General features: G+C 70.0%; 10 protein-coding genes and 1 pseudogene. 3 read left to right on the top strand and 8 right to left on the bottom strand.

Going from position 1 to position 13037, the window contains the following annotated elements; translation table 11 throughout:
- Positions 1-115 precede the first annotated feature (115 nt).
- Positions 116-763: a TetR/AcrR family transcriptional regulator gene (locus tag QE359_RS11705; RefSeq protein WP_175496097.1), complete on the bottom strand. Its 648-nt coding sequence runs from the start codon at positions 761-763 to the stop codon at positions 116-118.
- A gap of 145 nt (positions 764-908) precedes the next feature.
- Between QE359_RS11705 and QE359_RS11700 the strand changes: the two genes are divergently transcribed.
- Together QE359_RS11700 and QE359_RS11695 are read left to right on the top strand one after the other, a co-directional pair.
- The gene (locus QE359_RS11700; RefSeq protein WP_309779289.1) at positions 909-1973 is read left to right on the top strand and encodes a phosphatase domain-containing protein; all 1065 of its coding nucleotides are present in this window, start codon (positions 909-911) and stop codon (positions 1971-1973) included.
- Positions 1974-2028: 55 nt separating this feature from the next.
- The gene (locus tag QE359_RS11695; RefSeq protein ID WP_309779288.1) at positions 2029-3918 is read left to right on the top strand and encodes a glycoside hydrolase family 15 protein; all 1890 of its coding nucleotides are present in this window, start codon (positions 2029-2031) and stop codon (positions 3916-3918) included.
- Positions 3919-4020: 102 nt separating this feature from the next.
- Here QE359_RS11695 and QE359_RS11690 read toward each other — a convergent pair whose 3' ends face one another.
- The 6 genes from QE359_RS11690 to QE359_RS11665 all read right to left on the bottom strand — a co-directional run bounded on the left by QE359_RS11690 (position 4021) and on the right by QE359_RS11665 (position 10812).
- Positions 4021-5400, bottom strand: a complete 1380-nt coding sequence (locus tag QE359_RS11690; protein WP_070418667.1) for a glucose-6-phosphate dehydrogenase — start codon at positions 5398-5400, stop codon at positions 4021-4023.
- 199 nt (positions 5401-5599) lie between these two features.
- Positions 5600-6016: a cytochrome c oxidase subunit 4 gene (locus tag QE359_RS11685; protein ID WP_070418666.1), complete on the bottom strand. Its 417-nt coding sequence runs from the start codon at positions 6014-6016 to the stop codon at positions 5600-5602.
- Positions 6017-6020: 4 nt separating this feature from the next.
- A complete protein-coding gene (gene ctaD, locus QE359_RS11680) occupies positions 6021-7760 on the bottom strand; it encodes a cytochrome c oxidase subunit I (RefSeq protein WP_309779287.1) in 1740 nt (579 codons plus the stop codon).
- A 12-nt stretch (positions 7761-7772) separates the two neighbouring features.
- A complete protein-coding gene (gene coxB / locus QE359_RS11675) occupies positions 7773-8675 on the bottom strand; it encodes a cytochrome c oxidase subunit II (protein ID WP_071294807.1) in 903 nt (300 codons plus the stop codon).
- A 258-nt stretch (positions 8676-8933) separates the two neighbouring features.
- Positions 8934-9308, bottom strand: coding sequence for an iron-sulfur cluster assembly accessory protein (locus QE359_RS11670; RefSeq protein WP_092387612.1), 375 nt, complete (start codon positions 9306-9308; stop codon positions 8934-8936).
- A 58-nt stretch (positions 9309-9366) separates the two neighbouring features.
- A complete protein-coding gene (locus QE359_RS11665; RefSeq protein ID WP_309779286.1) occupies positions 9367-10812 on the bottom strand; it encodes a dipeptidase in 1446 nt (481 codons plus the stop codon).
- A gap of 53 nt (positions 10813-10865) precedes the next feature.
- On the opposite strand from QE359_RS11665, the gene QE359_RS11660 reads away from it, so the two are divergent.
- The gene (locus QE359_RS11660; RefSeq protein ID WP_071294805.1) at positions 10866-11441 is read left to right on the top strand and encodes a DUF3043 domain-containing protein; all 576 of its coding nucleotides are present in this window, start codon (positions 10866-10868) and stop codon (positions 11439-11441) included.
- A gap of 579 nt (positions 11442-12020) precedes the next feature.
- Here the strand turns inward: QE359_RS11660 and QE359_RS11655 are convergent.
- Positions 12021-13029, bottom strand: a pseudogene (locus QE359_RS11655) (quinone-dependent dihydroorotate dehydrogenase).
- Between the last annotated feature and the right edge of the window lie 8 nt (positions 13030-13037).

Here is a 13037-nt window from a genome sequence, read left to right as displayed (position 1 = left end):
TTCAGCCGTGACGGCGTGTGTCGTGTCCCGGACAGCGCGTGCGCAGCGTCCGGACGCGACGACGCCCGTCTCTCCTGTTCGGAGGACGGGCGTCGTCGGATTGCCGCTCGGCGTGTCAGGAGGCCGCGATCACCGCTTCGAGGTGCCCGCGGCTCATCGCCCGGTACTCCTCGATCAGCGCGGTCTCGGGGTTCGCCGGGTCACGGTGCGCCCGCGCGAGGACGGCGTGCGACGACTCGGCGAGGACCACCCAGGTCCGCTCGATGCGCTCCCCCGTCGGCACGCCGAACCGCTCGTGCATGATGTGGGCGACGGCGCTCCCCAGCGCCGCCATCCGGTCCTCGGCGTCGCCCGTGCCGGTGTCCGCCGCGTCGCCGAAGCGGATCGCCCGGAAGCCCGGCTCGGTGCGGTACATCTCGGCGGTGACGTCGATCAGCGCGTCGCACGCGGCCTGCCAGGTCGTCGCCTCGCTGGTGTCGAGGGCGGTGATGAACCGCTCGGCCAGGCGCTGGGTGCTCCGGATCGCGAGTGCCTCGACCACGGCGATGCGGTCCGGGAAGTAGCGGTAGACGGTGCCGATGGACGCCCCCGCCCGCTCGGCCACCATCGCGGTGGTCAGGCGCTCGAACCCGATCTCGTCGATCACCGCGGCTGCGGCGTCGAGGAGGCCGGCGAGGCGCGCCGAACTGCGGGCTTGGACCGGCTCGTTCCTGAGCAGTGATGATCCCCCCGGCAGTGCGTTCGATACCTCGGTGACGAGCACGTGTTCTCCTCTTGCGCCGACAGCGCGACTCATGTGGGTGTGACGGTCACAACTGTCGCAGAGACCGGCTGGAATATCGCTGCGACTCTCCCAGTACACGTGTGAGGTCGTACGTGTGCCAGGTCGGACGTGGAATGATGGGGCGATGCCCGACCCGACGCCCCACGAGCCGTCGTTGGCCGAGCCGATCCTCCACCGGGCGGCCCGCATCGAGGACGCCGTCCAGGAGTTCCGCGAGCACCGGGCTCGCCGCCGGGGGCTGGTGCCGACCGTCATCCCGTACACCGGCTACGGCGCACCCGGGTGGGTCCGCGTCCTCTGCCGGGTCCTCCTCACGCGTCGGGGCCTCGCATCAGACGCCTCCTTCTACGGTGTGCGCGGCTGGCGGAGCTTCACGAGCGTCGCGGTCGACGACGCCGAGGTCACGATCACCGCCGGCGGGACCTCGCACGTGGTGCAGTCCGACCGCGGCGGCGTGGTCGACACCATCGTGCCGATCGACCTCGAGCCGGGCTGGCGCACCATCAAGCTGTCCGCCGGGGGCATGCGCGACGTCGAGGCCGACGTCTTCATCGTGCACCCGGACACGCGGTTCGGACTGCTGTCGGACATCGACGACACCGTCATGGTGACCTCGCTCCCGCGCCCGATGCTCGCGGCCTGGAACTCCTTCGTGCTCACGGAGCACGGGCGCCGGCCCGTCCCGGGCATGTCGGTGCTGTACGAACGCGTCCTCGCGCAGCACCCCGGCGCCCCGACGGTCTACCTCTCCACCGGCGCCTGGAACGTCGCGCCGACGCTGCAGCGCTTCCTCAGCCGGAACCTCTACCCGTCCGGCACCCTGCTGCTCACCGACTGGGGTCCCACGCACGACCGGTTCTTCCGCAGCGGCCAGCTCCACAAGCAGCAGAACCTCGAACGACTCGCCGAGGACTTCCCGCACGTGCAGTGGCTCCTCGTCGGCGACGACGGGCAGCACGACGAGTCGCTCTACGGCGAGTTCGCCCGGGCCCACCCCGAGAACGTCGCGGGCGTCGCCATCCGCCAGCTCTCCACGAGTGAGGCCGTCCTCGCCGGTGGGCGGTCCCGCGCCCAGGAACGCTCGCGCGAATCCTCGGCGCCCTGGGTCTACGCCCCGGACGGCGCCGGCATCTGGTCCGAGCTGGCACGGGTCGGCATCACCCGCGCCGACCCGGACGACCCGGCCTGAGCCATCCCTCAGCAACCACCCCGGCCTCCCGAGGCGGCGGTGGTTGGATCGGCCCATGAGCCCGGCTGACACACCGACCAACCGCATCGAGGACCACGCGCTGATCGGCGACACCTACACCGCCGCGCTCGTCGGGCGCGACGGCACCGTCGACTGGGCGTGCCTGCCCCGCTTCGACAGCCCGTCGACCTTCGCCTCGATCCTGGGCACCGAGGACCACGGGCACTGGACCCTCCGCCCCACGGACCCGGACGCGACCGCCACCCGCCGGTACGACCACGACACGCTCGTGCTCGCGACCGTGTGGACGACGAGCACCGGCGTGGTCGAGGTCACCGAGTTCATGCCGATCGGTGCGCACCGGGCGACGATCGTCCGGCGGGTGCGCGGGCTCCGCGGCAGCGTGGAGCTCCGACAGACGCTGCGCATCCGGTTCGACTACGCCCTCGCGCTCCCCTGGGTCCGGCAGATCGGCGGCGACGAGGACCCCGCACTGCTGGCCACGGCGGGACCCGGGTCCGTGATCGTCCGCGGGGTCCGCTTCCGCGCCGACGACCACCGACACACCGCCACCACCACCGTGCACGACGGCGACGTGCTCGACACCGTCCTCACCTGGTACCCGTCGCACCGCGAGCCGCCGGAGCCCCTCGACGTCGACGAGGCCCTGCACCGCACCGTGCGCTGGTGGCGGGACTGGATGGCCACCGCCCGGACCGAGGGCCGGTACGCCGAGGCGGCCCGCCGGTCGCTCCTCCTGCTCCGTGCGATGACCCACGCCGAGACCGGCGGCGTCGTGGCGGCCGCGACGACCAGCCTGCCCGAGGACCCCGGCGGCGAACGCAACTGGGACTACCGCTACGTCTGGCTCCGCGACGCCTCGCTCGCCCTCGCGTCCCTCATCGCGCACGGGTACCGCGACGAGGCGATGCACTGGCGCGGCTGGCTCCTCCGCGCGATCGCCGGCGACCCCGCCGACGTGCAGATCATGTACGGCATCGCCGGGGAGCGCGAACTCCCCGAACGCGAACTGCCGAACCTGCCCGGGTACGCGGGCTCCACGCCGGTCCGGATCGGCAACGGCGCCTACACGCAGTACCAGGGGGACGTCTTCGGCGAGGTCCTCGCCGCGCTCCACGACGCCCGCGAGCTCGGCGTCGAGGAGAACGCCGACTCGTGGGCACTCCAGCGCGCCCTGCTCGGGTACGTCGAGGAGCACTGGCAGGAGCCCGACAACGGCATCTGGGAGATGCGCGGGCCCCGTCGGCACTTCACGCACTCGCGCGCGATGATCTGGGCCGCATTCGACCGCGGCGTCGCAGCCGTCGAGGAGTTCGGCCTCGAGGGCCCCGTCGACCGCTGGCGGACCCTCCGCGCCGAAGTGCGCGCCGAGATCGAGGAGCACGGGTGGAACGCCGAGCGCGGCAGCTACCGCCAGCACTACGACACCGACGAGGTCGACGCGAGCCTGCTCGTCCTGCCGCAGATCGGCTACGTGAAGCCCGGTGACCCGCGGATGGTCGGGACCGTCGCCGCGATCGAGCAGGACCTCCGGACCGGCGACGACGGCCTCGTGCTCCGGTACCGCACCTCGTCCGGCTTCGACGGGCTCTCCGGCAGCGAGCACCCGTTCCTCGCGTGCTCCTTCTGGCTCGTCGAGCAGTACGCCGCGTCCGGGCGCGTCGAGGACGCCGAGCGGCTGATGGACGTGCTCGTCGGCTACGCGAACGACGTCGGCATGCTCTCCGAGGAGATCGACGTCGCGACCGGCCACCACATCGGGAACACCCCGCAGGCGTTGTCGCACCTCACGCTCGTGTCCGCCGCGGACGCGATCGCGCGGGCGCGCGGCACGGCGGCCGGCCACCGGACGCGACTCGCCGTGCACGACGGCGGCACCCGCTCGTGGACCGGAGAGGGCGAGCGGGCCGGCACACCCGCCTGACGCGGTGGTCGTGACCGCAGACGGACGGGAGGCACGGTGCCAGCTGGCACCGTGCCTCCCGTCCGTCGTCACCGCCCGATCAGGGCGTCACCGTCACGTCCGTCAGGACGAGGACTCCCAGTCCGCCGGGCCGCGCGACCCCGCGCGGTACTCCTCGAGCGGGACCTCGTCCGCCTTCCAGGCGTCGACGACCGGCTCGACGATCTCCCAGCAGCGCTCGGCCACGTCACCGCGGATCGAGAGCAGCGGGTCGTCGTGGAAGATCCCGTTGAGGACCTCGCCGTAGGGGGTGAGCTCGCCGTCCGCGAAGGAGGACGACAGGGTGACCTGGCCCATCTCGAACGGGTTGCCGCCGCCGTTGGCCGACACCGTCAGCTCGATCTCGTCGGGGTTGAGCACGATGCGGAGCGTGTCCGTCTTCGGCCGACCGGACAGGCCGGAGGGCAGGCGCGTCACGGGCTTGAAGGTGATCAGCACCTCCTTCCGGCTGTTGCCGAGCGCCTTGCCGGAACGGAGCGTGAACGGCACGCCCTTCCAGCGGGCGGTGTCCACCTCGACCGAGATCTCGGCCAGCGTCTCGGTGCCGCGGGACTTGTCGACGCCGTCCTCGTCCTGGTACGACGGCAGCTCCTTGCCGTCGATGGTGCCGGCCGTGTAGACCGCACGACGCGACGCGATCTTCGGGTCGCCGCCCTTGAGCTCGGTCGAACGGAGCACCCGGGCCAGGGACGAGCGGAACTCGACCGCGTCGATGTCCGCCGGGGCGTCCATCGTCACGATGCCGAGGATCTGCAGCAGGTGCGACTGGATCATGTCGACCATCGCGCCGGCCTCGTCGTAGTACTGGGCGCGGTTCTCGAGACCGAGGGTCTCGTCGTAGAAGATGTCGACCTTCTCGATGTTGTCGGCGTTCCAGATCGGCTCGAACAGGCGGTTCGCGAAGCGCAGACCGATGATGTTCAGGACCGTGGTGCGACCGAGGAAGTGGTCGGTGCGGTGCACGCGCTCCTCGGGGACGAGCTTGAGGACCGTCTCGTTGAGGGCCTTCGCGCTGGCGACGTCCGTGCCGAAGGGCTTCTCGAACGCGAGGGTCGTGCCCTCGGGCAGCTCGACCTGCTGGAGCGCCTCGCAGATGTCGGAGGCGATCTGCGGCGGGAGCGCGAAGTAGAGGATCGGCTCGGCGTCGGCGTCGGCCGCGGCGAACAGCGCCTTGAGGTGCTCGGGGTCGGTCGGGTCACCCTGGATGAACTGCGTCGACGCGAGGGTGGCATCGACCTCCGGGCCCTTCACGTCCTGCGACGCGAAGGACTTCGTGACGACGTCCTTCCACTGCTCCTCGCTGCGGGCGCTGCGGCCCGTGCCGATGAGCTGGACGGGCACCGCTCGACCGCTCTGCAGGAACGTGCCGAGGCCCGGCAGCAGCAGGCGGGAGGCGAGGTCGCCCGTCGCGCCGAAGATGATGAGAGTGCGCTTGTCGGTCACCGGAGGTGACTCCTTTCGCTGTGGTGGGGGTGGTCCGCTTGAGGCCAAGCCGTGGGCGGACCGGTTGATTCCCGGACGAGCAGGTTCGTTCGTGTGCCTGCGTTCCGGAGGTCGTGCTGCAGTTCCGGTGTGGTGCTGGACGCACTTCGGGCGGCACCGGTGTGGTGCCGCCCGAAGTCAGGTGCGCTGGAGGTCCAGGTCAGTGACCGAAGTTGCCGCGGTAGTACTCGTAGACCCAGCCGACGAGGGTGATCGCCACGCAGGCGAGCCCGATCGGGACGATCCACAGCCCGGCTGCGACACCGAGGAAGCAGAGCGCGGTGGCACCCGCGAGCAGGATGGGCCACCACGACCACGGGCTGAAGTGCCCGAGCTCGGCGTCGCCGTCCTCGATGTTGGCGTCGGGGCGGTCCTCGGGGAGGACGCCGCCCTGCGAGGACATCACCTTGCCGAGGTAGAACGCGATGAACGCGGACATGATCCCGGTGAGGCCGATGGCCACCGTGCCGACCCACTCCGGGTGACCGTAGTAGAGCAGCGACCAGATGGTGTACGCGGCGTCCGCGAGGATGAAGAACCCGAAGAGGATCCAGAACAGGTTGGTGTTGGCGCGCATCGCCTTACTTCACCTCGCCCTTCGCGGCGTCGTAGGTCGGAGCGTCGGGGGCGTCCTTGGCCGGACCCACACCGATCGGCACACCCGCTTCGGGGTGGTTGAGGTCGAACGCCGGCGACTCCGAACGGATGCGCGGGATCGACGTGAAGTTGTGCCGCGGCGGCGGGCAGCTGGTCGCCCACTCGAGCGAGCGGCCGTAGCCCCACGGGTCGTTCACGGCGACCTTCGGCGCGTTCCGGGCGGTCACGTAGACGTTGAAGATGAACGGCAGGAACGAGATCGCGAGGATCATCGAGCCGATCGTCGACAGCTGGTTCATCCAGGTGAACCCGTCGTTCGGCAGGTAGGTCGCGTAGCGACGCGGCATGCCGATGACGCCGAGCCAGTGCTGGATGAGGAACGTCGTGTGGAAGCCGATGAACAGGAGCCAGAAGTGGATCTTGCCGAGGCGCTCGTTGAGCATCTTGCCCGTCCACTTCGGCCACCAGAAGTAGAAGCCGGAGAACATCGCGAACACGACGGTGCCGAAGACGACGTAGTGGAAGTGCGCGACGACGAAGTACGAGTCGGACACGTGGAAGTCGAGCGGCGGCGACGCCAGGATCACACCGGTGAGGCCACCGAACGTGAAGGTGATGAGGAAGCCGACGGCCCACAGGAGCGGCGTCTCGAACGTGACCGAACCGCGCCACATCGTGCCGACCCAGTTGAAGATCTTCACGCCGGTCGGGACCGCGATGAGCATCGTCATGAGCGAGAACCACGGGAGCAGGACGCCACCGGTGACGTACATGTGGTGCGCCCAGACCGTGACCGACAGCGCGGCGATCGAGATGGTCGCGTAGACGAGGGTCTTGTAGCCGAAGATCGGCTTGCGGCTGAAGACCGGGAAGACCTCGGAGACGATGCCGAAGAACGGCAGCGCGATGATGTAGACCTCGGGGTGGCCGAAGAACCAGAACAGGTGCTGCCAGAGCAGTGCACCGCCGTTGGCCGGGTTGAAGATCTGGGCGTTGAAGACGCGGTCGAGCCCGAGGCCGAAGAGCGCGGCAGCGAGCACCGGGAATGCCATGAGCACGAGCAGGGCCGTCACGAGGGTGTTCCACGTGAAGATCGACATGCGGAACATGGTCATGCCCGGCGCACGCATCGTGATGATCGTGGTGATGAAGTTCACCGCGCCGAGGATCGTCGAGAAGCCCGTCATGCCGAGACCGAAGACCCAGAGGGTGCCACCGAGCCCTGGTGTGAACGTCGTGTCACTCAGTGGCGCGTAGGCGAACCAGCCGAACGACGCGGCGCCCTGCGGGGTGAGGAAGCCACCGACGGCGATGAGCGAGCCGAACAGGTAGAGCCAGAAGGCGAACCCGTTCAGACGCGGGAAGGCGACGTCCGGCGCACCAATCTGCAGCGGCATGATCGCGTTCGCGAAGCCCGAGAAGAGCGGGGTCGCGAACATCAGCAGCATGATCGTGCCGTGCATCGTGAAGAGCTGGTTGTACTGCTCCTTCGTCGCGACCACGTGCAGGCCGGGCTCGAAGAGCTGGGCACGGATGACGAGCGCCATCACCCCCGCGAGCAGGAAGAAGATGAACGAGGCGATCAGGTACATGTACCCGATGGTCTTGTGGTCCGTGGAGGTGATCCACCGGACGATGATGTTGCCCTTCCGGCCGACCTTCGACGCCTGGAAGTCCAGTGTCGTGGTCCCTGCAGCCGGCTGGCCGACGAGTGACGTGGTCATCTGACGGAGCCCCTACTTGTTGTCGCTCGACGCCGTGACGGGCGTCTTGTCGTTGGGTTCGTTCGTGTTGGTGTTGTACTCGTTGCCGAGCAGACCGACCTTGCCCTGCTCCTCGAGCGAGTCGAGGTACTTCTGGTACTCAGCCGGGGTGACGACCTTCACCTGGAAGAGCATGAGCGAGTGGTACTCACCGCACAGCTCCGCGCACTTGCCCTGGTAGGTACCGAGCTTCTGCGGGATGAAGTACTCGTCGTTCTGCTTGCCCGGGAGCATGTCCTTCTTGTAGAGGAAGTCGATGATCCAGAACGAGTGGTCGACGTCGCGGGACGAGAGCTCGATGTGGACCTTCTTGCCCTTGGGCAGGTAGAGGGTCGGGAGCTGCGACTCGTCGATCGCGCCGTTGGCGTTCTCTTCTTCCTGGGCCTGGATGCCCTGGTAGTAGACGCTCTTGGACTTGTCGTCCTCGTTGATGTAGTTGAAGTCCCACGCCCAGCGCTTGCCGTAGACGTGGATCGTCGCGTCGGCGTTCTTGAACGGCTGCTCGATCGCGGCCTGGTCCTTGGCGGTGAAGGCGAAGAAGCCGAGCACGAGGATCAGCGGCACGATCGTGTAGAAGATCTCGAGCGGCATGTTGTAGCGCATCTGCACCGGCAGGCCGGTCTGGCCCTTGCGGCGGCGGTAGACGATCGCTGCCCAGATGATGAGGCCCCACACGATCAGACCGACCGCGAGCAGCACGACCCAGCTGGTGGTCCACAGGCCGACGATGCGGCTCGTGTGGTTGGTGACGTCCTTCGTCTCCTCCGTGCCGGGGAGCCATCCGTTCAGCTGCTGCTGCGTGCAACCAGCCAGTGCGATGACCAGACCGACGGCCACCGGGACGGCCGCCCAACGTATACGGCGATTCGAACGCACTGTTACCTCTCGGAAGAACGTGAAAACCGGAGCAGGCCGCGACGTGAAGGTCGCGCATGGCTCGCTCCCAGCTTGGTTGGAACACTCCTAGCTTACTCGCAGCTCGGGACCGCTCGCGCACACGCGACACACCTCGGGTCGCGATCCGCACTCCGTCCGGGCGGATTTTCCCTGGTCGTGCGGGATGCCACGCCCGGGAACGAACGAGCGGGGAGCGACCGTGTCGGTCACTCCCCGCTCGTGTCGGGTCGACGGAGATCAGTGGAAGCTGTCACCGCAAGCGCAGCTGCCCTGCGCGTTGGGGTTGTCGATCGTGAAGCCCTGCTTCTGGATGGTGTCCTCGAAATCGATCGAGGCGCCGTCGAGGTACGGGACGCTCATCTTGTCGACGACGACCTCGACGCCGTCGCCGAACTCGGCCGTGGCGTCGCCGTCGAGCAGGCGCTCGTCGAAGTAGAGCTGGTAGATCAGGCCGGAGCACCCGCCGGGCTGGACGGCGAGGCGCAGGCGGAGGTCGTCGCGGCCTTCCTGTTCGAGGAGGCTCGCCACCTTCGCCGCGGCCGCGTCGCTGAGCAGGACGCCGTGCGACGGCGCCTCGGTCGTCGGTGCGTGGTCGGTGATGGTGTCGCTCATCCGCGCGTCTCCCTCCGTGCGGTGTCGTTCACCGCGCTTGGACCGATTGTAAGCACCGTCAGCCGCGAGTCGCGAGACGCGCGAGCAGGATCGTCTCCGATGCGATGGCGCGGTGCAGGACGCCGAGGTGCTGCGACTCGTTCGGGCTGTGCGCGCGGGTGTCCGGGTCCTCGACGCCGGTCACGAGGATCTGCGCGTCCGGGAACTGGGCGGCGAGGTCCGAGACGAACGGGATCGAGCCGCCGATGCCCTGCTCGACGGGCGACTCGCCCCAGCCCTCGGACATCGCGGTCCGCGCTTCCTGGACGGCCCAACCGGCGGTGTCCACGAGGAACCCGTCGCCGGCGTCCGGCTCGCTGATCTCCATCCGGGCGCCGAACGGCACGTGCGCCCGCAGGTGCCGCTCGACCGCGGCGTACGCGTCCGTCGCGGCCTGCCCCGGCGCGACCCGCACCGAGACCCGGGCGGAGACCGTCGGCAGCAGGGTGTTCGAGGCGTTCGCGACGCTCGGGACGTCCATGCCCGTCACGGTGATCGACGGCTGGAACCACATCCGCGACAGCACGTCGCCACGGCCGACCGGACGGACACCCGGGAGCAGTGCCGCGTCGGCGGCGAGCTGCTCCTCGGTGCGCTCGGGCACGTCGGCCTCGTACGAGGAGAGGCCCTCGACCGCGACGGCGCCGTCGTCGTCGTGCAGCGAGGCGAGCAGGCGGACCATCGGGATCATGGCGTCCGGCGCCGCTCCCCCGAACATGCCGCTGTGGCTCGCGTGCTCGAGGGTCGTCAGGGTCAGCTTGAAGGTGACGTTGCCGCGCAGGGAGACGGTGATCGACGGGACCTCGGTCGACCAGTTGTCGCTGTCCGCGACGACGATGACGTCGGCGGCGAGGTGCTCCTGCTGCTCGCGGAGGAACGTGCGGAACGACCGCGAGCCGAACTCCTCCTCGCCCTCGATGAACAGGACGACGCCGAGCTCCAGGTCGTCTCCGAACTGCGCGTGCAGCGCCCGCAGCGATGCGATGTGGGTCATCACGCCGGCCTTGTCGTCCGAGGCACCGCGGCCGTACAGGCGGTCGCCACGCAGCGTCGGCTCGAACGGCGGGGTCTCCCAGAGCGCGTCGTCGCCCTGCGGCTGGACGTCGTGGTGGGCGTACAGCATCACGGTCGGCTTGCCGTTGCGGGCCGGGCGGACCGCGAGGACCGCGGGCTGACCGAGCTCCCCGCCGGCGGCCTCGACCGCTGCGGTGTCGCCGTCCACCGCCGACCGGACGATGCGCACGTCGTCCGCGCCGAACACGCCCGTCGACCGCGCCAGGTCCGCGACGGCCTCGGCGCTGGCCCGCACGTTCGCCGGGTCGAACGCCGACCAGGACACCGAGGGCAACCGCACCAGGTCGGACAGGTCGGCGATCGTCGAGGGCAGCGATCCCTGCACGTGTTCGCGGAGGGCGTCGAGGAGTGCGGGGTCGGTGGCGGCGGCGTGCTGGTCGGTGTCGGTCATGTCCCGTAATCTAGAGGACGATCCAGCACGCAGACCGCAGTCAGGAACGCATCGTGGCGAAGGCAGCCCCCAAGACCAACACGACCGTCAACCCGTCCGAGGCCGAGCTCCTCGAACAGGGGAAGGGCCGTCCGACGCCGACCCGTCGCGAGCGTGAGGCGGCGAACCGTCGTCCCATCGTCGGCGGCTCCGCCGAGGACAAGAAGGCGGCTCGTGCACGGCTCACGAACGAGCGCGAGAAGGCCCGCGTCGGCATGGCCAACGGCGAGGAGCGCTACCTCCCCGCGAAGGACAAGGGCGAGCAGCGAAAGTTCGTGCGCGACTGGATCGACGCCCGCTGGAACGTCGGCGAGATCATGATGCCGGTGCTCGTGCTGTTCCTCATCGTCGGGTTCGCCGCGTCGCAGACCGTGATCGCGTCGTACTCGCTGCTGCTCGTGTGGGCGTTCGTGGCGCTCTTCGTGCTCGACTGCATCGTGCTCTGGCTGTCGTTCCGCAAGAAGCTGACGGCCAAGTTCGGCTCGATGCAGCGCGGGACGTTCCTCTACATCCTCACGCGGGCGTGGCAGCTGCGCTTCCTGCGCCTGCCGAAGCCGCAGGTCCGCCGCGGGCAGTACCCCACCGTCTGATCGTTCCCCATCGCAGCGCCGTCCGGTCCGCCGGGCGGCGCTGCGTCGTTCCCGGCGCGCGGCCCGGCGGCCCCACCATCCCTCACCGTCCCGCGCCGTCCCCCGTCGTCCCCCGTCGTCCCCCGCCGAGCGGGCAGTATCCGTCACGCTCGCGGGCTCCGCACGGCACATTCCGCCCACTCGCCGAATGCGAGCGGCGCGTCGCGCCCACTCGGCGGCCTGCCCGCCGACCACCCACCGGACGGTAGGCGCGGTGCGGCCCCGCCCCGCGCCTCCCGTCCGTCAGGTGCTCGACGCGGGCGTGCGACCCGCCCGGCGCACTTCGCCGAGGTCGCGGGAGGTGCCGCTCCGCGGCGCGCGCGACGGCGCATTGCGCGACCTCGCCACAGCACACGCGGCGTGTCGTGCGACCTCGACGACGGACACCGGGACCCGACGACGGACACGCAGACCCGGACCCGGACCCGCGACCCCGACCGGTCACGACTCGCCGCCCACGACTCCCCGAGCGGGCAGAACGCACCGCCACGACGCGTCGAGCGTGACGTACTTCGCCCGCTCGACGACGCGCACGCGACGTCAGCGTGCCGCGCGCCCCAACCGCCGCCGCCGGAGCCGGTTGATCCGCGTTGCCCAGGTCGGCCCCTCGTAGAGGAACGCCGTGTAGCCCTGCACCAGGGTCGCCCCGGCGTCGATGCGGTCCTGCACGTCCTGCTCGGTCGTGACGCCGCCGACCGCGATGACGCAGAAGTCCGACGGCACCGCGGCCCGGACCCGCCGCAGGACCTCGAGCGACCGAGCCGCAACCGGTGCCCCGGACAGACCGCCTGCGCCCATCGCCTCGACGTCCACAGCCGGGGTGCGGAGTCCCGAGCGGGAGATCGTGGTGTTGTTCGCGATGACACCGGCCAGCCCGAGGGAGACGGCGAGCCCCGCGATCGCGTCGATCTGCTCGTCCGTGAGGTCCGGCGCGATCTTCACCAGCACCGGCACCTTGCCGGCGGCGTCGCGCACGGCGGTGAGCAGCGGTCGGAGCTGGTCGAGCTCCTGCAGACCGCGCAGCCCGGGCGTGTTCGGCGAGCTGACGTTGACCGCGAGGTAGTCCGCGAACGGCGCGAGCCTGCGCGTCGACTCGAGGTAGTCGTCGACGGCGTCCTCGACGGCGACGACCCGGCTCTTGCCGATGTTCACGCCGATGACGGGCCGCCCGGGGTTGCGCCGGGCACGCTCCAACCGACGTGCTGCTGCGGCGGCACCGTGGGTTGTTGAAGCCCATGCGGTTGATGAGGGCGCGGTCGGGGATGAGCCGGAAGAGCCGCGGGCGCTCGTTGCCGGGCTGCGGCTTGGCGGTGATGGTGCCGACCTCGACGTGCCCGAACCCGAGGACACCGAGTCCGGCGATCCCCCGGGCGTCCTTGTCGAACCCGGCGGCCAGGCCGAAGCGGGACGGGAAGTGGATCCCCATGGTCGTCACGCCGTCGGCGGCGGAGGGCCGCGAGTAGCGCTCGACGAGCCGTCCGACGACGGGCACGTGCGGCAGCCACTTGATCACCGCGAACGCGATGTGGTGCGCGCGCTCGGGGTCCATGTTGGCGA

Source organism: Curtobacterium sp. SORGH_AS_0776, from assembly GCF_031453355.1.
Taxonomy (GTDB): Bacteria; Actinomycetota; Actinomycetes; order Actinomycetales; family Microbacteriaceae; genus Curtobacterium.
Note: the sequence above shows the minus strand (reverse complement) of the source record. Positions and strands in the feature narration are given on the sequence as shown.